The sequence below is a fragment of the Nostoc sp. LPT genome, from assembly GCF_017115165.1.
Lineage (GTDB): Bacteria > Cyanobacteriota > Cyanobacteriia > Cyanobacteriales > Nostocaceae > Nostoc.
This window is the reverse complement of the sequence record NZ_JABXKF010000144.1, coordinates 35,567-58,260: the sequence shown is the minus strand read 5'-3', so window position 1 is coordinate 58,260 and position 22,694 is coordinate 35,567. Positions and strand designations below refer to the sequence as shown.

The window sequence follows — 22,694 nt, the reverse complement described above, 5'->3', positions numbered from 1 at the left end:
TAACCCTGTTGATATATAAATTAAAACTGCAACAGAAAAACTTTGGATGCCAAATTGCCAAAAGCACGTATTTCTAACCTACGATGTACACACAAGTCGAAAAAAGCTTGATTTTCCATTGTTCTATGGTTTATCTCGTTCCCGTACTCTGCATGGGAATGGCTATTAGATGCTGCCTCCAGTCAGGCATTGAGTCAGAGACTCAATAAATGCATTCCCAGTCTGAGACTGGGAACGAGAACGAGAAAAGTCTTATTAAGCTAGGTTTTTAGGACTTGTGTGTACACCGTAGGTAAGGCGTGGGGGAGTGGATTTGATTTAAGAGTTTATGATTTTTCTTCTAAAATTTCTGGAGGCAAACTCTTAACAATTCACGCATTCACGCATTTACGCATTCAAACATTTTAGACATTTTCAGACGAACGCGAGTGCGTCTCTAAGAGTTGAGAAGTGCCAACTCCTGCGGGGAGACGCCAAGGGCGATGCGCGGGTTAAGAGCGTTGTGGCAACTACGTTCCATTTAAACCCCGACTGAAAATGATTTGGAGGCGGAGTGGCTCCGACTTTGCGCTACCTGTAGAGGTAGGGGTCTTAAACCTTTTGATTTACGATAAACTCTATTTCAAAATAATGATGCGGCAACACGAAGACGGAGATTTTAGAGAACTGGTATAAAATCACTCTCTGTAATCAAGCTGGGATTGATGCCGCTCAAAATAGCTAATGTCTCATTTGTGGAAGTAATCCGAATAGAAGTCTTATTACTACTTGCAGAGATAGTTAAAGCCCCATAAGTTAAACCACCGAATAAACCAAGTTTGTCGATGCCATCCTTAAAATCAAAGATGGTATCACTGCCGTTTCCTGATGCGAGAACAAAAATATCCGCACCTGTTTGTCCATAGAGTAAATCATTGCCAGCGCCGCCAATCAGGATGTCGTCACCTGCACCACCATAAAGGTAGTCATTGCCAGCATTACCAATTAGGCGATCGCTGTCATTCTGACCGTACAGGTAATCATTATTACTGCCACCTAAGAGACTATCATTACCATTACCACCATAAAGATAGACACTAGCAATGGTGAATGATGAAGCATCTAAGGTATTTTTACTAATGCCACCTGTCAATGTTATCCGTTCAATATTGATCAGGCTATCACTACCTAAACCGTTTAGTTGAGTATTAGTTAAGGTAAAGTTGACATCAGCTGATTCATTTACGTAATCAATGCCATCACCACCGTCGAGAATATCATCGCCTTTACCACCATAAAGGTAATCATTGCCAGCACCAGCAATCAGGCGATCATTACCATCCTGACCGTAAAGGTAGTCATTTCCTGCATAGCCGTAGATAGTATCATCAGTTGTACCGCCATTTAGCCTATTGCCTGAAGACGTACCATAGATGGTCTTTTCGCTGACATCATTAAGATTGACAGCGATCGCTTGTTTGGCACTTATATCAGTGCCATCACTGACAGTAACTTGTAATTGAAAGTTAGGATGGCTCTCAAAGTCAAGGTCATCGCGATCGCTAACAATAATTTGTCCAGAAGTGGGGTTGATACTAAAAGCAGTTTTCCCATCTCCATCGAGATCGAGATTACCATCAATAATTGTCCAGTTGGAAAATGAGCTAGTTCCCTCGATATCGGTAGCAACTACAGTACCAACTACCGTGTTATTACTGCTATTTTCTTTAACGTTGAAGCTTTGATTTGCAGTAATAACTGGGGCATCGTTGACAGCAGTCAAGTTAATCGTCTGGGAAATGGCACTAGTACCACCATCACCATCAGTCAACACAAAGCTGATAGTACGGGCAGTAGTGGAGGGATTTTCAGAGATGTTGGCATAAGTAATACTGCGTATCAAGGCTTGGATAGCAGCAGGTGTAGCTTTAGAATTAAAGTTGATTACCAAGTCTTGAGTGCCAATACCGCCATTGAAAGTAGCGATCAAGCTAGTATCGTACAAAATGCTGGTGTCGTTGACTGCAATTTTATTTGTAGTGTTGCTTTGGACGATGAGGCGATCGTCAGCACTTCCGCCATTACTGAATTGAACAGTCAATTTACCTGAATCGAAGTCTTGGGAATCAGGGTCTAGGACGGTTGCACTAGGATCGATGAAAATAGCAGGGTCATTTTCAATGTAGGTGGGATTAGTTCCTGGCAAACTGAGTGTAGGAAAATCGTTGACAGCAGTAACATTAATCGCCTTAAAGACAGTAGTACTAGTACCGCCATCACCATCAGTCAACACAAAGCTGACAGTACGGGGAGTAGTGGAGGGATTCTCAGAGATATTGGCGTAACTAATACTGCGTAGCACAGCTTGAACAGCAGTAGGCGAAGCTTTAGAGTTAAAGCTGATTACTAAATCTTGAGTGCCAATACCGCCATTGAAAGTAGCGATGAAACTACTATTGTATGAAATGGTTGTATTGTTGACTGCAATTTTATTTGTAGTGTTGCTTTGGATGATGAGGCGATCGTCAGCAGTCCCACCATTACTGAAGCGAACAGTCAATTTACCTGAATCGAAGTCTTGAGAATCAGGGTCTAGGACGGTTGCACTAGGATCAATGAAAATAGCAGGGTCGTTTTCAGTATAGATGGGGTTAGTTCCTGGCAAACTGACTGTAGAAGAATCGTTGACAGCAGTAACATTAATTGTCTTAAAGACAGTAGTACTAGTACCGCCATCACCATCAGTCAACACAAAGCTGACAGTACGGGGAGTAGTGGAGGGATTTTCAGAGACATTGGCGTAATTAATACTGCGTATCAAGGCTTGGATGGCAGTAGGCGTAGCTTTATAGTTGAAGTTGATGACTAAATCTTGGATGCCAATACCACCAGTGTAATTACCAATTAAACTAGTATCGTAAAAAATATTTGTGCCAAAGTATTCAATTTTATTTGTCGGGCTATTTTGAATGGCAAAACGGTCATCAGGAGTACCGCCATTACTCAAGCGAACAGTTAATTTACCTGAATCAAAGTCTTGGGAATCAAAGTCTGTGACAGTTGCACTAGGGTCGATGAAGATAGCAGGTGCATTTTCAAAATAAGTGGGGTTTGTGCTGGGCAAAGTGACTGTAGGCGCTTGATTACCAACATTTAAAGTTACTGTTGCAATATTAGAATCTGCGCTCCCATTATTCGCTTTATAGCTGAATGTATCAACACCTTGAAAGCCAGCATTAGGAGTGTAAGTAAAAGACCCATCAGAATTGAAAACAAGGCTACCGTTATTTGTCCCAGACACTAGGGTTGCTTTCAGTGCCGTATTTCCAATATATGTTTCATTGGTTAATACACCAGCAACTAAATTGTTAGGGGTAGCGTAGTATTGAATGCGACCTTTGAAGGTTTCACTGGCAGGGTCGCCATCGCCGTATTCTTGGAAGGTGGCATCAAAGCTGAGAATTTCGTTGCCAGAACCGTAGATGATTTGGTTAACTGTAAACTGGCCTGTCAAGCTGTTATAGCCGCGTCCATCACCACTGACATCTAAACCAGGCTGATTAGAAGTTTGGAATGGGAAACGTGCTGCACCTGTGTATGTAGTGCCGGCTGTAAGTGGAGCATTAAATGGAGCCGCAAATGAAAGATACCACGATTTGACCCCATCATAGTAATTGATTTGGATAGCATTATTGCTACTGGGATTGTCGGGGTATACACGGGAAGCTCTAAACTTTCCTGTGTCAAGAGTATAGCTATAGTAATCACTTTGACCGATATAGTTACCGCGATCGCTATCTAAAGTCAGCGCAGTAATTGCCGCAGCAGTCTGGAAGGAAGTGTTTACTGGGACAAGATAAGTATCGTTTCTTACGACTGGCGGTTGATTAGTGCCAATAGCTTTACTCGTAACCTTGATATCATCAACCCCAATCCACTCATCTTCTCCATTCGCATCAGTAGTAATAAACCGAACTTGAACTTGTGACTGATTGGTAACTTCGGGTGGTAATAAGACACTTATCCGTGCTTCTCGTGCGTCATAAGAAGCTGAGGTTGAGGCGTTATTAGAAGCATCGGGTACAAAAGCTGCTGGCAGATTGATAAAATTCCCTGTATTCCCAATGCGGTATTGTACAGCAACAGATTGAATGGCATCGCGTGTCGAGGTATCTATATCACGTAGCGTAAAGCTAAGTTGGAGATTTTGCCGCCCAGTAGCATTTAAATAAATCACTAAATTCGGCGCTGTAGCAGTTGATGAACCTCTGAGGGCAATAGTTGGATTGCTCAATGCAAATTCCGTAATCCCGCTATTTGTGTAGGTAATTGGATTACTTTGATTAGCATTTACATCAACAGGAGTTGCAGACCCATCAGCTACTACTGTTTGTGGGTTAGTACCCATGCTACTGACTAAAGCATCACCTCGAAAACCCCTAATACTCGGCAAATTACTCCAATCATCATCCGTATTAATCAAATTAGTATTTGACCAGTCTTGGAGAAAGTCGCTTGTTGCTAGTTTGTAATAAGTTACATCAGGAGTAGAAACATTATGACTAGAGGGTGCCTCGTAACGTGCTACAACAAAGTTACCGCTATCACTCCCTGTCACCACAATTTTACCGTCAGACTGAACGGCAACCGCAGTGTTTTGAAAATAACTCCCGTTAGCAGTAGTTATGACTTTACCGCTATTGCCAAAGCTGGTATCTAAGCTACCATTGGAGTTGTAGACAGCTAAAGCAAAATCACGGCGATCGCTGTTTTCAGAAAACCCAGACACGACAATTTTGCCATTCTGCAAAATGGCCAAACTTTGACCAACATCAATGCTGCTGCCTAAATCTGTAACAACCTTACCGCCATTACCAAAATTAGTGTCCAGAGTGCCATTAGAGTTATAGCGCGCTAGAGCAAAATCTCCATCAGCACCAATGTTCCCAGTAGATCCGGCTACAACAATTTTGCCATCAGACTGGAGAGCAACACTATTTCCAAAGTCATCTGTCCCAGGAAAGTCTGTGATTACTTTACCGTTACTGCCAAAATTAGTATCTATACTGCCATTGGAGTTGTAACGTGCCAAGATAAAGCTATTGCTGCCATTAGTGTTCATGACACTTCCAGTCACTACAACCCTACCGTCTGGCTGAATCACGATACTTGCAATACCGTCTTGTCCGTTGCTCATGGAAGTAATAACCCTACCCCCATTACCAAAGCTAGTATCCAGACTACCGTCTGAGTTGTAACGTATCAGGGCAAAGTCATTATTGAGGGAACCGTCATTTGGGTTAAGATATCCCCCCACAATAATTTTGCCGTCTGAGTGGACGGCAATGCTTTTTATCCATTCGTTTTTACCCTCAAAGTTTGTAACAACTTTTCCGCCATTGCCAAAGCTGGTATCTAAGGTGCCATTAGAGTTGTAGCGTACAAGACCAGCATCAGTTTGGTTGCCATTATAAATAATTCCACTGATTAGAATTTTGCCATCTGACTGAATAGCAACGCTGTAAGCCCTATCGCTTTGGTTAGCAAAATCTGCGATCGCCTTGCCACTATTACCAAAGCTGCTATCCAAGCTACCATCTGGATTATAACGAGCCACTGCAAAGTCACCATTGTAGTAGTAAGTTTCTCCTACTACTACAATCTTGCCATCCGCTTGAATCGCAATAGCATGAGCTGTATCACTACCACCAATATCTGTAATGACTTTACCGCCAACTCCAAAGGTACTATCGAGGTTTCCAGGTGCAAGTATTCCTGTATAACTAGAAAGACTCTCTTGTTTGAATGCCAAAGCTATAGAATCTGGCATTGAAAAATCTTTGCCGACTTGAACCTGTAAATTCCAATCTCCTCCCAACGCCGCACTACCTGTTGGTGTAGTAGAAGCAGCAATATTTGCTCCCGTCAATTGGTGCAATTTATGTAAAAATTCCTCTCCTGCATCTCCAACTGCAACGTTACAGCCGTAGAGTATTAGAGATGGAGAGAACCAAGTTTGTAGCTCTTGAGTATAGCGTTCTAAACTGCTGAGACTGAGTTGAGTATTACCCAGATAAAGGCAACCGGGAGAGCCATGAGAGACAATGTGGACACTTTCAACTCTATGGCGCTGTAAAAGTGTTTGAGTAATTTGCTCTACCCCATCTTGGCTCGAATCAAGGACTATTACCTCAATTTCTGATACAACATTTTTCAGCAATATTTCATAGTTATTAACGGAGGAGTCAAGGAAAAGTATGCCTGTCTTCTGAATATTCATGTTCTTGGAGTTCTCTGCTAAAGTTTAGGTATCTAGTTGTTAGTGAAACTCTTGGATAAAAGATAAGATATTGGATAATTTAAGGACAAGAGCATAGTCCATAAATTATTTATTGAAAATTCAATTTTATTTTTTATAATCAATAAATTTTAAACAGAAAAATCCTTCCTCCTTTGCTATTTTGCTGATTGCAGATATTAATTACATCGATATATTTTCTGAAATATTATTAAGAAGCTATAAAGCCTCAAAAAATAATTAGTAATGATTAGTAATAATTACTACTTTAATAAGAAAGAATTCAGAATTCAGTATGAATTCTACACGTCTGGCAGATAAGTCTAATGGAATATCTGACAAGCAAAGCTCTCTCGACAACTCGCCGCAATCACACACACGCAGTTTGGACTGCTATGCCAACGTTAACGGTTGTAACGAAGTTGGTCAGAGCGATCGATCGCTATTAGCCCAAGTTGCTAGTTATCAAATTTTAGATTTTTTTGCATCCGTCAATTCATGCGATCGCCATCACAAGTTGACGGTTACGCGTAGCTCAACTGTCAACTTTGACTAAATACAAAAATCTAAATACTGAATTATTGAGTGTCAAATTATTTAACTAATCTCCGAAATACTTATTGTAGGTAAATGAAAAAATAAATGCTTCAATCTTCAGTAAAAACCCTAGCTAAGTACAAGCATGAATAAATTTTGGAAAAACACCAGTAATACCACTGAATACGGTTTCAATATCATGTCGAGTAGATTGTTTGATCTATTGATTCTAGGGTTGGTCTTGACGCAAGGAATTCCTCTTACGCATTACTTTTAAGAATATTTGACTACTTTCTTCCAGATCATTATCGACGGTATAAGCAGTATAAGCTGAATCAGCATATACTTTGCTACCAGGTTGGCGTTTCGGAGGCAAGGCATTGAGCGCACGTACATCTAAAGCGCTATCTGCACAGCTTGGGGATTAGGTAGTAACATGAGTTCAGTTGCTACCTAAATCCCCGATTTTAGCAATTAGCTAGTTAAGACTGCGGATTTTGCCGAAGTCCCAACAAGTTTCCGTCAATATCTTTAAAAACAGACAATTGAACTCCGTGACCGACATCTGTAATTGGCCCAACTTCAACTCCTTTTTCAATAAGGCTTTGACGAGCAGCAACTATATCCTTTACAACAAAGGTGCTAACAGTATTACCTGCTTCAACTGAGTTACTTAAGTTCAGTCCAATTGCAAAGCGCTCAATATCAGGGATACTAAACTGTCTCCAGCTAGGCGTGTCATATTTTGATTCAAGAACTAAACCGAGTTTTTCTGTGTACCATTTGACACTAGCTTCCAGATCAGTAACGTCTACTTTACTAACGAAACTATATTCACCAAAGGTGTTTTTCAATGTCATATCTACTGTCCTAATCCAAAACTTTTACAATATAGCTATTATCACCCTTTTTCGTCACAAACAACTGTAAACCCATCGTTAAACAGTAGTTTAATATTTAGAGGCAGATTATGAAAATTCATCCCAAATCAATTCTTCTTGTTTTAGTTCAGCAATTCTCCTTTTTAGATATTTTTACTGAGAGTTAAGTCTTTTAATAAACCAAAAAAATATAATGTTTACGCATATCAATGCTAACTTCACGCGGATAGATGAGATAGTTCCTAATATATATAAGCTTTCTATCTCTAATAATAAAAAGTTTGTTTTCAGTCAATTCCTTATCCTTGATGAGCGCCCGATGCTTATTCATACAGGTCGCTCAAATTGGTTTGAGCAAACTTATGAGCTTGTTTCGTCTGTCTGCGATGCTTCAAAACTTCATTACATTGGTTTATGTCACCTTGAGGCTGATGAGTGCGGAGCGCTTAATCAATGGCTTGAAGCAGCACCGCAAGCAAAAACAATTGTGAGTCCTCTGAATCAATCGAATATGGATGACTTTGCACTGCGACCAACAACGGCTCTTAAGAATAACTTTGCTCTTTCCTTGGGCAAAAGAGATATCATACTGATTGAAACTCCTCATTTCCCTCATGGATGGGAGGGTTGTATATTCTATCAGCCGCAAGAGGAGATCCTTTTTTGTTCCGATCTTGCGGCTCATCCTGGTCAGTTCGAGGAACCGATTACCGAAAAGGATCTTACAGAATCTATCATTAACTTTCAGCAAAAAGTCGGGTTTATGTCTGAAGGGAAAAGCTTCACTCGAGGGATTGAGGCAATAGAGAATCTACCCATTAAGTACCTTGCAACAATGCATGGTTCTATTATTCATGGGGAGTCTATCTCGAAGCTTCTTTCAAAAATGAAGCAAACCTTTGGGTCTTAAGTTGATTGTAGCCGTGAAGGGCTACTGATCTGGTGAATTTAACTCTCAAGTTGATTATTTTAAGTTTTGTCAGCTTTTAGAACTCGATCCCTCTAACTGGAGTTTAGATTAAAGCAAGCAAAAATAGCTCGACATTTGAAGCAATTGATTCCATGTCGAACAATGAAATGAACTCAGAGTAATAAAAGAAATGAAAAGCAGTTAGGCAGTATTTTTAGATACTTTCTTAGGCTTGGCAAAAGCTTTTTTCACAATCGGATAACGAGTCTGTGGTGCTCTGGGTCTACCCCTACGGTGTACACACAAGTATGACCAGCATAGGTTTCAATTCTAGTAGTTTCGTAAAATGCGTTATGGACACGCCGAAATAACAAATGAGTACGCCGAAATAACAAATGAGTACGCCGAAATAACAAATGGGTACGCCAAAATAACAAATGGGTACGCCAAAATAACAAATGCGTATGCCATGATTGCAACAATTTAGCTTTGTCACGCCAGCGGAGGAGCCAGTGCGGTCTTCTCCCAAGGGGAGACGCCAAGGGCGATGGGGTCTCCCCAAGTGGAGCATCTGGCGTTGGAAACCCTACCAAGAGCGCTGCTTCACCGCAAATCTTTGGCAGATGAAGTTTTTTCGACTTGTGTGTACACCGTAGGGACCTACCAGGAGTGCAACTAGGGGACTTTCCTCGCTAGTTTTACCCCAAGTTGTGCAGGCTAAGAGGAACAGATTTAAACTCACATTAAAATAATCATTCTCCCACAACCGCTCAGGAAATAGAATACAACCAATGCCTAACCTCAACCTCATTTCCGAATTTATTTGCTTTGGTGGCAAACTCGGCTTTTACAGTCATCCCTCCTCAACCTGTAACGGTGAAATGCGCTTTAGTATTTATCAACCACCACAAGCAACTCAAAAACCTGCGCCGATTCTCTATTTCCTATCTGGTTTGAGTTGCACAGAAGAGAATTTTATGGTAAAGGCGGGAGGAGTGCAGCGCTTTGCGGCTGAGTACGGTTTAATATTGGTTGCACCAGATACTAGTCCGCGTAATACTGGCATTGCAGGTGAGGATGACGACTGGGATTTTGGCACAGGTGCAGGCTTTTATGTTGATGCTACAGAAGAACTTTGGCGTAAAAACTACCAAATGTATAGTTATATTGTTGAAGAATTACCTGCTTTAATTAACGCAAATTTTCCCACCCAACCTGATAAACAAGGTATTTTCGGTCATTCAATGGGGGGACACGGGGCGCTTGTCTGTGCAATCAGAAACCCAGAACTCTATAAATCAGTATCAGCCTTTGCACCTCTAGCTGCACCTATGCGTTGTCCTTGGGGTCAAAAAGCTTTTAGTGGTTATCTTGGCAGCAATCAAGAAAGTTGGCGTGCTTATGATTCTAGTGAATTAATCAAACAACGAAGATATCACAGTTCAATTCTCATTGACCAAGGGACTGCTGATAAATTTTTAGCTGAGGAATTATTACCAAAGGTGTTTGAGCAAGCTTGTGCAGATGTTAATCAGCCGCTAAACTTACGTTACCAACAAGGCTACGATCACAGTTATTATTTTATTGCGACTTTTATTGAAGATCATATCCGCCACCATGCCAGCGCTTTAGCTTAAAACGTAACTAACTACTGACCTTATTAACTCTAAAGATTTACCTATTTTGACTGCGGTGGCTTTTTAGCTTCGTCGAATTCACCTTAAAATTAATAGATATATGGCAATAGGCTTGGGTTAAGGATAATTGTAGGTTGGGTTGAACGAAGTACAACCCAACAAATGCCTGAAAATGTTGGGTTTCGTTCCTCAAACGCCACTTGCTTCTCCCTTGGCGCTAGCCTCTCCCTTTGGGAGAAGGGGAGACGCTCTTGCTAGCTTGCTTCTCCGTAGGAGTACAAGTCGGGAAACCGCAAGGGCGCAGTGGCTCCCCAACCTACGCAAATTTATTTTTCTTGACAACATGAATTAAAAGGTGATACTGCTTTTATACCGATTTAGTAAAAAAACTCAGTAGTAGTACTGCCACTTCCTACGTCACCGGGACAATGCCTGATCTCGAAGGCAGCTACATTGCTTAAGTATAAATACTATTAAAGTTCATATTTAATTCATTCAAGGGAGCCACTACCATGTCACAGAAACTCACAGGAAAAATCGCACTTATTACCGGTGGTAATAGCGGCATTGGACTCGCCACAGCAAAGCGGTTCGTTGCAGAGGGGGCCTATGTCTTTATTACAGGTCGTCGTCAAGACGGACTTGATGCTGCGGTGAAGGAGATCGGTGAAAATGTTACTGCTGTTCAGGGTGACGTGTCGAATCTTGCCGATCTCGATCGCCTTTACGCCACGATTAAAGAGCAGAAAGGACGCCTCGATATCCTCTTTGCAAACGCAGGTGGCGGGGAGTTTGTGCCGCTCGAACAAATCACCGAGGCGCACTTCGACAAGTATTTTGGCATCAACGTCAAGGGTACGCTTTTCACTGTGCAGAAGGCGCTGCCGCTGATGCCTGCTGGTGGGTCGATCGTCATCAACGGGTCGATGGTATCGATCAAGGGTATACCAGCTTTCAGCGTCTACGCTGCTACCAAGGCAGCACTGCGATCGTTCGCACGCACGTGGTCAGTCGATCTCAAAGACCGCCAACTCCGAGTCAATGTTGTCAGTCCTGGGACGGTGATCACACCTGCCTACAAAACTGAACTCGGCATGAGCGACGAGCAAATTGAGCAAATGAAGGCGGACACCGCTACCACCACGCCTTTGGGTCGTCCAGGCACACCTGACGAAATCGCCAAAGCAGTCTCTTTCCTTGCCTCTGACGAGAGCAGCTATATCACTGGCATCGAATTGTTCGTCGATGGCGGCACAGCACAAATCTAATCGTTTTTAGTCAGGACAACTCGATAAAGCCAACTAAGCAATTTTAGGCAATTCGAGTTACTTGCTGATTCACACGGGGACGACCAAAGCGCTCCCAAGCACTCCCTCCTCGCAGAAATAGCTCTAGGAAGCGCAATGGTTCTCCTGAATCGCCTGTTGACCAACCGGAACTACCAGGAGCAAAGGCTAAAGTTCCTTCAGATACTTTGAAACTACCATCAGAATATACTGCATCACTGACCACATCTCCAATCCGGATCACGATCTTGCTTTGAGGCTCCAAATTAAGTGTATGGGCCCCGATAGTTGTTTTGATGTTGCCGTAGCCATCAATCCAGGCAATTCGATCTGGTGGAACATCTGGGATTTGCTCACTTTTAAGGCTATCTCCCAGAAAGCTAAAATCTTCACTCATAATGGCAGCCGCCGCCGGAGGAAATACATCCCGTGAGCGAAACTGCGATCCACCACGAGAAACGTTGACCACTCGCAACTCCTTTGTATAGTCTTTGATAAAGGAGAGGGTGTAGCCCGCATTCACACCCACTACTTTTACACCATTAGATAAAAGGGCATAAGTTAGCCCTTCACCTTCATTGTCTCGACGGGCTTCGGGATCGTCCTGACGAGGGGCACAGTTGTGATAAATTAGGTGATCGCTAGGGCCTGGGTTGAGTCCCAGTTGGGCAATCCAGAATCCCGTTGCTAAGGTACTGAATGCTGGAACCGAAAGCAAATGAATTTGGGCATGGGGAAAAGTCATCAGCAGACGTTGTGTGACTTCAGTAAATGCCGGATCTCCTGTACCGTAGTCTGCAATGACGCAGATAAACATTCTGCTCCTCCTTTTGATGGGTAGTAATTTGCAATCAACCTAATTCATAATTAGAAATTATGAATTATTCCGTCATTATGTGATTACAGGGTGAAATAAAAAAATGAGTGTTGATTTCACTCCTAATTAATAACGTTAAAGTCTTAATCAATGCAATGAAAACAATCACTTCACTTTTTAGCGAAGAACGCAACCAACTCCAGACAGATATTGATAATACAATCGGGATTGAGCAAATAGTTAAACTGGTGCAAAACCGACTCGATAATCTCGAAAGAATTTATATTGAAAAGCTTAATTTGGCTCAAGTTCGTCTGGCTTCCTTTTTCCTGGATACCCTGCGGCAGTCTATCGCCACTCTAGCAGCGGCTAATTATCTTCAAGCGGCTCCAACAGAGCAAAAACAAATTACTAACCCAAGTACAAAGTTTTTTTCGAGCAGATTAATCCTGAAACTACTACAGGGACTAGTTTATATCGGCATCTTAGGCTCGTTGTTTTCCTTAACTAAAACTACCCCAGGTGCTTGGATGGCTATCTTATTAACCTCTCTACTTATAGGACTAGAAATTGTACTTCAACTCGAATTAAACAACCAGCAAAATAATTCTATATCTGAAGGGCTATTGGAATTACCCCAACCGATTCTCCGGGTTGATAGCAAAGTATTTCTAGATTGCCTTGGCGATGCTCTCAACACTATTGACCTAGCAGTGGCTAGAGTAGAAGAATCAAATAAACATGAAGGCGACTTAGCAATAGAAGAATTGCCAGAGCTATTAAATTTTCTGCAAAGGCTAATGGGCGCATCAAAACTTGATAAACCCCAAATGGCTCATGAACTGGCGAAACTTCTGCCACAAATTTTAATGTCTCAGGGAATTAACACTCAAATTTACCGACCAAATGATCCTCACAGCGATCGCGAGTATTTTGACTTTGAGCCAAGTATCGACCCCGATACCAAAGATCACGTAACTCTAACTCCGGCATTGTTGAAAGGCGATCGCTTGATTAGACGCGGTAGGGTAATTGAGCCAGCATATTCCTCTGCTAGAGAATAATAGACAATAAGGGTATGGAAATTTTAGAAACAATCGGTTTTGATTTGGGACACGGTGAAACGGCTGTAGCTAAAGCGATCGTAGAAAGCATCGAACCTCCCCAGATGCTGGAGATTAATAACAAGAAGAACCAAATTACAGCTCTTGGCTGGCATCCCAAACTTGGCTATCTTGTCGGCGAACAAGCATTAATTCAAGCTGGCGTTACCCAACTGACAATCTCTTTCAAGCAAAAACCCAACAACGATCCCAAATATCGGGAAACAATTAGCACTTTTGTGGCAACTTACTACCGCCTTTTGAAAGAAAGTAAACAAGTTGAAGAGAAAGAAGGTAGCTATTTTTACATTGGTTGCCCTTCAGGATGGTCAGTTAGCGATCGCACCGAATACCAAAAGCTACTTCAAGAAGCTGGCATTCCCCAACTAAATGTTGTACCGGAATCGCGGGCTGCTTTCATGCAAGCCAAGGAAGCCGGCAAGTTGGAGTATGACAAACTTGTTGCATCGGTGCTAATTGTCGATATTGGTTCTTCTACCACAGATTTTACTCTGGTTAAGAGCTTAGAAGAGATCCCGATAGATTTCGGAAGTAATACTTTGGGAGCATCCTTAATTGACAAAGCTATTTTTGCCCGGACTCTCGCCAACCACGAGCAAAAAGCATTACTGGAAAAAGTATTTCAGGAATATCCCCATCACCAAGCTCGTTGTGAACTTGCTTGTCGCAAAGCTAAAGAAGATTACTTTTCAAATGAACAGCTATACAGCGATCCTGAATCCTTTGCGCGTGGGTTCGAGTCGATCAACGAACAGATTTATTTTATTCCCCAAGTCAATAAATTGCTGATGGAGGAAATTTTAAACCAACCCTTACCGGAACTGGAGCTTAATAGTTGGATTAAATCATTTCGTGACTCTTTAAAGGAAGCAAAAGAAAAGCTGGAAAAACTTGGAATCGTACCAAAACTTGTGCTGATGACTGGCGGTGCATCTCGCATGAAGTTTACCCACATTCTTTGTCAGGAAATGTTTCCCGAACCAGAAACGCTGCTTCGCCCCGATCCAGAACCGGAACGGTGCATTGCAATGGGTTTAGCACGAGTAGGACGATGGGATCTGCGTGCTGCTGCTTTTAAACAAGAAGTGAACAAACTATTTACCTCGAACAAGCTTAAAGGTTTAATTGAAAGGCATATCCCGGAGTTAATCGAATCATTAACTAAACCTTTGGCGGATGGTTTGATTGTCAACGCAGTTAAACCAGCTTTAAAAGATTGGCAAAAAAACAAAATACGGACTTTAGCCGATTTAGAAACAGCTTTGATCGGTCGGGCAGAACAGTGGCTCAAAAGCGATCGCGCCGTGCAGATAATTAATCATCAATGCGCTTCTTGGTTTAGCAATAAAATCCAACCTGATTTAGCCGCACAAACCGATCCAATATGTCGAAAGTTTCAGATACCTAGAAGCAGCTTAAGGTTCGAGGATAGTATTGACCCAAATTTTGTTAATCCAGAGTTACAAATTGGAGATGCTATCCTGGCTGAGACAGTAGCGTTTATCGTCAATGTAGTAATTGGTGGAGGCGCTGTGGCTAGCATTATCACTCTCATACTAACTGGACATTTAACTTGGCCGATTGCACTAGTATATGGGGCTTCAGTGATGGCAGCAGGAATGGAGCTAAATCGTAAAACTGTTCAAGAAGTAATTAAGACAAATGTAGATGTACCTAGTTGGATTCGTTCTAATTTTTTGAGCGACAAAAAAATTCAGGATATGTGTGAGCAAATAAAGCCTGAGTTAGAGAAAGTTCTTCAAGAACAACTGACAGCAAATCAAGAGGCTTTTGATAAATTGATTGTCAAAGTTGAGCAAGGACTTCAAACAAGCCTTTCTACCAAGGTTCAATCTTGTATAATTCTGATCCAATAGCGGTAGTTAGTGAGCCAGTAAATATAGTTTTTAGAAATTATTATTGCATCGCCTAAGTATTTTAAAATGGTGGTGATAGTCAGAGTGCTAGCAACGGTAAATAAAGAGGCGAACTTAGAGATAAATTTCATTTTCTGTTACTGGGGTGCTTGTGATTACAGGTATCGCTTTATTTTTTGCCCAGCCACTCAAGGGCGCGATCGCTCACCTTCAGTTGTGTAGCTATTAACCCCAAAATGGTATTAAGTTAAACTAAGCCGCGCTGATGATGGGGCGGCTCAGTTTAACTCAATACCACCTAAATCAAAGTATGAACATCAATACTGGCTAGACCCCCATCGTTGAAGGCTTTAGCCAAATCATCCTTGCCATCTCCATTAAAATCACCACTTAGCCATTGTTGAGTATCCCAAAATCCACCTTGACCAGTCCCCCATCTCTGGGGGAGGAAGTCACTGCCGCTAGACAGGTGAACATCAATACTGGCTAGACCCCCATCGTTGAAGGCTTTAGCCAAATCATCCTTGCCATCTCCATTAAAATCACCACTTAGCCATTGTTGAGTATCCCAAAATCCACCTTGACCAGTCCCCCATCTCTGGGGGAGGAAGTCACTGCCGCTAGACAGGTGAACATCAATACTGGCTAGACCCCCATCGTTGAAGGCTTTAGCCAAATCATCCTTGCCATCTCCATTAAAATCACCACTTAGCCATTGTTGAGTATCCCAAAATCCACCTTGACCAGTCCCCCATCTCTGGGGGAGGAAGTCACTGCCGCTAGACAGGTGAACATCAATACTGGCTAGACCCCCATCGTTGAAGGCTTTAGCCAAATCATCCTTGCCATCTCCATTAAAATCACCACTTAGCCATTGTTGAGTATCCCAAAATCCACCTTGACCAGTCCCCCATCTCTGGGGGAGGAAGTCACTGCCGCTAGACAGGTGAACATCAATACTGGCTAGACCCCCATCGTTGAAGGCTTTAGCCAAATCATCCTTGCCATCTCCATTAAAATCACCACTTAGCCATTGTTGAGTATCCCAAAATCCACCTTGACCAGTCCCCCATCTCTGGGGGAGGAAGTCACTGCCGCTAGACAGGTGAACATCAATACTGGCTAGACCCCCATCGTTGAAGGCTTTAGCCAAATCATCCTTGCCATCTCCATTAAAATCACCACTTAGCCATTGTTGAGTATCCCAAAATCCACCTTGACCAGTCCCCCATCTCTGTGCGCTGAGCAAGTCTCGAGTTCCATAAATGTCTCGTATGCCATTAATGTCGTCTTGAAAGAGGAAAGCAGTTCCAAGTCCCGAATAGCGACCGCCATAGTCAGGATTCATAATCGCTGTTTGAGCCGATTCATGACGGACGCCTAGGGCGTGACCAAGCTCATGGACTGCGACTTCCAGAAGGTCAAAGCCACCAGGAAGGCTTGGGTTCCAAGTTTCGCTACTATCAAAATGTATGTCACCTGCTAAACCGTCAGTCGTTGAGTAGGGAGGATAAGTATAAGCTAAGATGTTACCACTATCATCACCACTACCATCAATATAGTTAGTCCCAAGGCGGATTTGAGGATAACTCCCTGCACTGTAAGAAGAGTCAGAGGGAGCAGGACCACTATCAGGAACTTCTACAAAATTTAGGGGGGCATATTTCGACCACAGTCCTAGTGCCTCTGTTATGATTTCTGTAATTTCTGCGTTGCTAAGACCGCCAGGGAGATTACCATTGAGTAGGTTACTATAGCTATAAGTAATGGTCACTGGGGTGTTTTTACCTTCAGGTTGTGGCCATTTGAAGCTACTCTTGAAGAAAAATTCTGGTTCAGTGATTGTCTCTCCTGGGGGGTAGATAGGATCAGGATTTTTTTATGGAAAAAAATTAAAAGGTTCTTGGAATTTGTCAAGTGACTTTGCATCAATTGTTATTGGGGTAGCAAAGGTTTTGCTCTCGGTTTTCGTTACCTGCTGTGTTCTTAAATTCCATAGTTGGAGATATCCATTTGAACTATCAGTAAAAATGAAATGATCGGGCGAACTAATAGATATCTCCGAATTAGTAATATTATCTGGAAAAAGAATATCAGAATCAGCGTAGTCTTCTAGTGCTGGTTCAATAGTAATATTTACTTTTTTAGGACTACCCATCGCTTTTCTCCGAATTGCTTTTGATTTGAACAACCTTAAGTGTTGTTACTGGGTAATGAATATTAAAATAACGTGAGTTCGACAGAACTAAAAAATGGCAAAAGGTAGTGCTGGCAAATCTTTTGGGTCGCCGCAGGCATCGCTCTTTACTGCCCAGTTTCCCACGCTTCATGTTTAGCAAGCTTTTTGCCTTTTATAACCGTCGAACTCACGTTAACATTATTCTAGATTTTCTGCTTAGCAGTGAATTCAATATGTAAGCTGCTGAAAAGTCAATGGTTAAAATAATAGTTTTCTTTCTGATAATTGGGCTGATTATCGCTGGGATTTTACTCAATCCAATTTTAGTAAAAAGGCGAAGAAATCGGCTCAAACATCGTCCTTTTCCACCACTTTGGAGTGCCATTATTGAGAATAATTTTCCCATTTATCCCTGTCTTTCTCCCGATGAAATCAGACGACTTCAGGGACATATTCAAGTGTTCTTAGCAGAAAAGCAATTTATTGGCTGTAGAGGATTACAGGTGACAGAGGAAATGAAACTGACTCTTGCGGCTGTCGCTTGTTTACTTCTATTAAATGAACGTGGGCAGTACTTCCCCAGACTTCGTTCAATTCTGGTGTATCCCAACGCTTATTTTGTTCAAGAAACTATTTCTGTCGGAAAATATGTTGTTGAAGAAAGGCGTGTGGCGAGACTGGGAGAATCATGGACAAATGACCAAGTAGTACTGTCTTGGGAACAGGTGAAACAAGACATTAATAACTGGAGAGATGGACGTAACGTTGTGCTTCATGAATTCGCCCATCAATTGGATCAAGAAGATGGTAAAGCTGAAGGAGTTCCGATACTGCAACGCAATTCAGACTATCCTATTTGGGCTAAAGTGATGACAGAAGCATATCAGCAACTTTGTAATGATGTTCTGCAAGGTGTAAATACGGTAATGGATAGCTATGGCGCAACGAATCCCGCAGAATTTTTCGCCGTAGCGACTGAGACATTCTTTGAGAAACCACACCAATTGCTGTCTAAGCATCCGGCACTTTATGAGCAACTGCAACGTTATTATCAATTAGATCCTGTGCAATGGATGTGAACTAAATACAGCATTCAGAATTGTGAATTCTGAATTCAGGAGTAAAACACGTTTTCTACCTAGATAATAGACGAATCGTTGTGTATCTCACTTTCCTTGAAATCTGCTGTAAGTAGGTAAGAATAAATCACATTATCTCCAGTTAATCAACCTTCCTTCAAAATGTTTTACGAATTACGAATTACGAATTATTTTAACTAGGAGGTTTTCATCGCCAGAATTTTCAAAGCTACTGCTTCAGGGACAGGCATCACCGATAACCGATTTCCTTGTCTTACCAACATAAACTCTTCAGCGCTAAACTCTTCTTTGAGTATTGATAGCAAGATGGGCTTAGAAAAAGTCTCAACAAATTCCACTACAACTGTTTGCCACCGAGGGGATTCGGAACTTGATTTCGGGTCGTAATATTTACTTTCTGGCTCAAACTGGGTCGGGTCAGCAATATCTTTTTTCACTACACGCATTAACCCAGCAATAACGGGAGGATTAGTGCTGGAGTGATAGAAAAAAGCTAAGTCTCCTTCATCCATAAGGCGCAAAAAGTTACGAGCTTGATAATTGCGAACACCGTCCCAGATAGTCTCGTTCTGCTGTTGAAGGTCAGCAATACTATAGGCTTCTGGTTCTGATTTCATTAGCCAATAATTCATCTACACAAATTATGTATATATTAGGGCGACCGCATTATGTCAATAAAAACAGTTCATTCTCAATAGAATCTAAAACGTTCTCATTAAGTCTTGTTTATTGACAAAGATTTTGGCGATCGCTTTGAATATTAATCCTGCTTCTAACCTTGGCGTAATTAAGGAGAAATCTTTTAGCTGCACCAGTTTTTATGATCGCACTTCTCGGAGAACAATTATCACTTTACCTTGCTTTTGTCCTTAACCGAGAAGTATTGGGAGTCATCTGCCAACAAAAAAATTTCATGTTCCAAACCTCTTGACAAATATGCTCATCATCTTAGCTAAATTTTAACGAATGTAGATTGCTGAATAAAATAGCTAAACACTCGCCATATTCAGAGATTGTTTTGGGATTATTCAACTCCCTTTGTGAAGAAAAGCTGATAATCATTTGCAATTAATTATCGATTAGTTGTAATATTTGTTTTTAAGTTGATAGTAATTTATCTCAATAATTCAGCTATTTGCTGCCTTAGTGACATTCTTTTCAGTCAGATGATGGTGACGGGTGTGTGGAGTAGTAAATGAAGCCAAAGCAGTTATCGAAAATTTTCTTACTAGCAAGTTCTGTTTCGTTTTGGAGTGCAATGAGCGCCACTGCTCAAGAAATACCCAGGCAAGAGGTACAAAGTAAATCTGTCGCATCGGTACTACGCAATTCCAGGTCAATTAGAGATATTCGCCAGATCAGTGAGATAGAGCATCCCCAGACTAGCGCCCAAAGAAGAGTGCAGTCGCCAGCACCCTCATCAGAAATTGTGCAGATTACGGGAGTTAAAGCTACTCCCACTGAAAAAGGTGTAGAGGTGATTTTACAGACATCCATTGGGGCGCAACTGCAAATCACAAATCGCAGTACTGGTAATAACTTTATTGCTGATATACCTAACTCACAACTCCGTTTACCCAATGGTGATGCTTTCACATTTCGTTCCGAAAAACCACTTCCGGAAATTACTGAGATAACAGTTACGAATCTCGATGCAAATACTATCCGGGTGACAGTGACAGGTGAAACAGCATTACCAACGGTTGAGTTATTTGATGATGATGCAGGTTTGGTTTTTGGGGTAGTGTCTGCTGCAACTGCGATGCAGCCACCAAAGAAGCCAATGAATGAGACAAAACCGGAGGAACCCACAGCACAGCAGGATGAACCGATTGAGTTGGTGGTGACGGGTGAACAAGATGGGTATCGCGTTCTTGATACCTCATCTGCTACGAGAACCAACACACCGTTGCGTGATATTCCCCAGTCGATTCAGGTCATACCGCAACAGGTCATTAAAGACCAGCAAGCAACTCGCCTAACAGAAGTGTTAAAAAATGCGCCGGGTGTCGTGGTAGGAAGTCGAAGCCCTCGCGATCCTCTCAATATCATCAAAATCCGGGGCTTTGATGCTGGTGCAGATATTCTACTTAATGGGGTACAAGACCGTTCAATCCTGGGTGTCGGGTTTGGCTCAAATATTGATCGGGTTGAAGTCCTCAAAGGACCCGCTTCGGTTCTGTTCGGTCAAGGTGGACTTGGCGGCAGGGTCAACTTAGTAACAAAGCAACCATTACGCGATCCGTTCTACTTCGTAGAAACTTCTGTTGGTAGCTACAATTCCTATAGCGGTGCAATTGATTTATCCGGTCCGTTGAATGACAGTAAAACGGTGTTGTATCGCCTGAATGCTTCTGCTGGAACGAACGAAAGCTTTATTGATTTCTATGAGCAACAGCAATATCTAATTGCACCTACTTTAAGCTGGCAAATTAGTGATAGAACAAAGCTGACCCTAGAAGCAAGCTATTCCCTTATAGAGGGACCCTATGATTTTGGGATACCCGCACGGGGAAGCATACTGCCTAACCCCAATGGCAAAATTCCTCGTAATCGTTCTGTGAGCGAGCCTAATTTTAATGACACGTCTAACGGTGTATTTCGGATTGGCTATAATTTTGAACATAGCTTTAGCGATAGCTGGCAAGCGCGGAGCGTTTTTCAGACTTCTTTGTTTCGCCTAAGACGAGATCTTGTGGCTTCTTTGGGATTACAAGATGATTTGCGTACCTTGGAAAGAGGCGTTGAGAATTTTGACTACGATCAAAATAATTATAATCTAGACAATTATGTGGTCGCTAAGTTGACAACAGGTAGTATCAAGCATGAGCTAGTCGCTGGATTTAACCTGAGCAAAACTGATACTAATTCCAAAGCTCTTTTTAATGACACGACTCCTCTCAATGTTTTCAATCCCGTGTATAGAACTGCTACAGAAGCTAGTCTTCCAGATTTTGATATCAAAAATACGGCGCAACAATTAGGTTTTTACCTTCAGGATCAAATTACCCTAGCAGAAAACTTCAAACTACTTTTGGGTGGACGCTTTGATATTGCCAATCAAGAGTTTCAGGATTTATTGAACCAGACAACCGACTTTAAGCAAACAGAAGCTTTTAGCCCTCGTGTTGGCATTGTTTACCAACCTATTCAACCGATCTCACTCTACGCCAGCTATAGCCGTTCATTCAATCAAGCGACATCTGCATTCGGTGCCGCCCTACCTGAACCGGAGCGAGGAACGCAGTATGAAATCGGGGTTAAAGCAGATTTGACTGACCGATTAGCTACAACCTTGGCATTTTATGATTTGACTCGCACCAATCTCTCAGCCGAAGATCCAAATAATCCACAACGAACTATTCAAATTGGGGAACAGCGCAGTCGTGGGATTGAGTTTGATATATCTGGCGAAATCTTGCCAGGGTGGAACATCATTGCTGGTTATGCTTACACTGATGCAGAAATCACAAGAGACAATCCATCGACAGTGGGTAATCAACTGAATAATGTGCCGAGACATGCGCTCAATCTATGGACAACTTACGAAATTCAATCCGGCAGTTTAAAAGGATTAGGCTTCGGTTTAGGAGCTTTTTACTATGGAGCTCGGCAAGCTGACTTAGCCAATACGGTTGAGTTACCTAGTTATGTACGCACAGATGCAGCTATTTATTATAAGCGGGACAATTACCGGGCTGCGATCAATATCAAGAATTTGTTCGACACTGATTATTTTGTCTCTGCACAAAACGTGAATCGGATTATACCTGGCGATCCCCTGAGAATACAGGGCACAATTTCCTGGCAGTTTTGAGCAAACCCCCTGGCATCCTACGCTTCTATCCGTGAGGATAGAAGCGTAGAGCATTCACTTTTTCTCTAGAGGAACTGGAAATTATAGTCAACAACTTAATTCTCCGTTCTCAGCACTGCTTAGAGCTAAACCGAGAAGTCTTGATGTGTAACTTACCATTATTTGGGTCGGTTTCTACTGTTGAACCTACGCCAAAAACTTCACGGATTAAAGCAAGTTGTAGTAAATCTTAGGGTGTTCCTACTCTTTAAT

14 protein-coding genes are annotated in these 22,694 nt (G+C 42.0%); 8 read left to right on the top strand and 6 right to left on the bottom strand.

What is annotated here, in order from left to right; translation table 11 throughout:
• Window positions 1–658: 658 nt before the first annotated feature.
• Window positions 659–6,259, bottom strand: a complete 5,601-nt coding sequence (locus tag HWQ58_RS27450) for a DUF4347 domain-containing protein (protein ID WP_292869962.1) — start codon at window positions 6,257–6,259, stop codon at window positions 659–661.
• A 313-nt stretch (window positions 6,260–6,572) separates the two neighbouring features.
• Here HWQ58_RS27450 and HWQ58_RS27445 point away from each other — a divergent pair, with 313 nt between their 5' ends.
• A complete protein-coding gene (locus HWQ58_RS27445; RefSeq protein ID WP_292869959.1) occupies window positions 6,573–6,833 on the top strand; it encodes a hypothetical protein in 261 nt (86 codons plus the stop codon).
• A 463-nt stretch (window positions 6,834–7,296) separates the two neighbouring features.
• Here the strand turns inward: HWQ58_RS27445 and HWQ58_RS27440 are convergent, their stop codons facing one another.
• Complete coding sequence (locus HWQ58_RS27440) at window positions 7,297–7,674, bottom strand: VOC family protein (RefSeq protein ID WP_292783971.1); 378 nt, start codon at window positions 7,672–7,674, stop codon at window positions 7,297–7,299.
• Window positions 7,675–7,888: 214 nt separating this feature from the next.
• On the opposite strand from HWQ58_RS27440, the gene HWQ58_RS27435 reads away from it, so the two are divergent.
• The 3 genes from HWQ58_RS27435 (at window position 7,889) to HWQ58_RS27425 (ending at window position 11,510) form a co-directional block, all read left to right on the top strand.
• Window positions 7,889–8,605 (top strand): hypothetical protein, encoded by a 717-nt coding sequence (locus tag HWQ58_RS27435; RefSeq protein WP_104908532.1) that lies wholly within the window; start codon window positions 7,889–7,891, stop codon window positions 8,603–8,605.
• A 791-nt stretch (window positions 8,606–9,396) separates the two neighbouring features.
• A complete protein-coding gene (fghA, locus tag HWQ58_RS27430) occupies window positions 9,397–10,242 on the top strand; it encodes an S-formylglutathione hydrolase (RefSeq protein ID WP_292869956.1) in 846 nt (281 codons plus the stop codon).
• A gap of 512 nt (window positions 10,243–10,754) precedes the next feature.
• Window positions 10,755–11,510, top strand: coding sequence for a glucose 1-dehydrogenase (locus HWQ58_RS27425; protein ID WP_292869953.1), 756 nt, complete (start codon window positions 10,755–10,757; stop codon window positions 11,508–11,510).
• Window positions 11,511–11,553: 43 nt separating this feature from the next.
• Here HWQ58_RS27425 and HWQ58_RS27420 read toward each other — a convergent pair whose 3' ends face one another.
• Window positions 11,554–12,345, bottom strand: a complete 792-nt coding sequence (locus tag HWQ58_RS27420) for an S-adenosyl-l-methionine hydroxide adenosyltransferase family protein (RefSeq protein WP_292869950.1) — start codon at window positions 12,343–12,345, stop codon at window positions 11,554–11,556.
• A 155-nt stretch (window positions 12,346–12,500) separates the two neighbouring features.
• Between HWQ58_RS27420 and HWQ58_RS27415 the strand changes: the two genes are divergently transcribed.
• Together HWQ58_RS27415 and HWQ58_RS27410 are read left to right on the top strand one after the other, a co-directional pair.
• Window positions 12,501–13,409 (top strand): hypothetical protein, encoded by a 909-nt coding sequence (locus HWQ58_RS27415; RefSeq protein WP_292869947.1) that lies wholly within the window; start codon window positions 12,501–12,503, stop codon window positions 13,407–13,409.
• A gap of 14 nt (window positions 13,410–13,423) precedes the next feature.
• Window positions 13,424–15,346 (top strand): Hsp70 family protein, encoded by a 1,923-nt coding sequence (locus HWQ58_RS27410; protein ID WP_292869945.1) that lies wholly within the window; start codon window positions 13,424–13,426, stop codon window positions 15,344–15,346.
• Window positions 15,347–15,644: 298 nt separating this feature from the next.
• Here the strand turns inward: HWQ58_RS27410 and HWQ58_RS27405 are convergent, their stop codons facing one another.
• Complete coding sequence (locus HWQ58_RS27405; RefSeq protein WP_292869943.1) at window positions 15,645–17,120, bottom strand: matrixin family metalloprotease; 1,476 nt, start codon at window positions 17,118–17,120, stop codon at window positions 15,645–15,647.
• A gap of 105 nt (window positions 17,121–17,225) precedes the next feature.
• Window positions 17,226–17,504: a hypothetical protein gene (locus HWQ58_RS27400; protein ID WP_292869941.1), complete on the bottom strand. Its 279-nt coding sequence runs from the start codon at window positions 17,502–17,504 to the stop codon at window positions 17,226–17,228.
• Window positions 17,505–17,779: 275 nt separating this feature from the next.
• Between HWQ58_RS27400 and HWQ58_RS27395 the strand changes: the two genes are divergently transcribed.
• Window positions 17,780–18,604, top strand: coding sequence for a M90 family metallopeptidase (locus HWQ58_RS27395; RefSeq protein ID WP_292869939.1), 825 nt, complete (start codon window positions 17,780–17,782; stop codon window positions 18,602–18,604).
• A gap of 197 nt (window positions 18,605–18,801) precedes the next feature.
• On the opposite strand, the gene HWQ58_RS27390 is transcribed toward HWQ58_RS27395, so the two are convergent.
• Window positions 18,802–19,257, bottom strand: a complete 456-nt coding sequence (locus HWQ58_RS27390; RefSeq protein ID WP_292869937.1) for an EVE domain-containing protein — start codon at window positions 19,255–19,257, stop codon at window positions 18,802–18,804.
• A 563-nt stretch (window positions 19,258–19,820) separates the two neighbouring features.
• Here HWQ58_RS27390 and HWQ58_RS27385 point away from each other — a divergent pair.
• Window positions 19,821–22,442 (top strand): TonB-dependent siderophore receptor, encoded by a 2,622-nt coding sequence (locus HWQ58_RS27385; protein WP_292869935.1) that lies wholly within the window; start codon window positions 19,821–19,823, stop codon window positions 22,440–22,442.
• Window positions 22,443–22,694: the final 252 nt, after the last annotated feature.

Bases quoted from the DNA above. Each gene is read 5' to 3' on its own strand.
- HWQ58_RS27450 (WP_292869962.1), bottom strand. From the start codon at position 6,259: ATGAATATTCAGAAGACAGGCATACTTTTCCTTGACTCCTCCGTTAAT.
- HWQ58_RS27445 (WP_292869959.1), top strand. From the start codon at position 6,573: ATGAATTCTACACGTCTGGCAGATAAGTCTAATGGAATATCTGACAAG.
- HWQ58_RS27440 (WP_292783971.1), bottom strand. From the start codon at position 7,674: ATGACATTGAAAAACACCTTTGGTGAATATAGTTTCGTTAGTAAAGTA.
- HWQ58_RS27435 (WP_104908532.1), top strand. From the start codon at position 7,889: ATGTTTACGCATATCAATGCTAACTTCACGCGGATAGATGAGATAGTT.
- fghA (WP_292869956.1), top strand. From the start codon at position 9,397: ATGCCTAACCTCAACCTCATTTCCGAATTTATTTGCTTTGGTGGCAAA.
- HWQ58_RS27425 (WP_292869953.1), top strand. From the start codon at position 10,755: ATGTCACAGAAACTCACAGGAAAAATCGCACTTATTACCGGTGGTAAT.
- HWQ58_RS27420 (WP_292869950.1), bottom strand. From the start codon at position 12,345: ATGTTTATCTGCGTCATTGCAGACTACGGTACAGGAGATCCGGCATTT.
- HWQ58_RS27415 (WP_292869947.1), top strand. From the start codon at position 12,501: ATGAAAACAATCACTTCACTTTTTAGCGAAGAACGCAACCAACTCCAG.
- HWQ58_RS27410 (WP_292869945.1), top strand. From the start codon at position 13,424: ATGGAAATTTTAGAAACAATCGGTTTTGATTTGGGACACGGTGAAACG.
- HWQ58_RS27400 (WP_292869941.1), bottom strand. From the start codon at position 17,504: ATGGGTAGTCCTAAAAAAGTAAATATTACTATTGAACCAGCACTAGAA.
- HWQ58_RS27395 (WP_292869939.1), top strand. From the start codon at position 17,780: ATGGTTAAAATAATAGTTTTCTTTCTGATAATTGGGCTGATTATCGCT.
- HWQ58_RS27390 (WP_292869937.1), bottom strand. From the start codon at position 19,257: ATGAATTATTGGCTAATGAAATCAGAACCAGAAGCCTATAGTATTGCT.
- HWQ58_RS27385 (WP_292869935.1), top strand. From the start codon at position 19,821: ATGAAGCCAAAGCAGTTATCGAAAATTTTCTTACTAGCAAGTTCTGTT.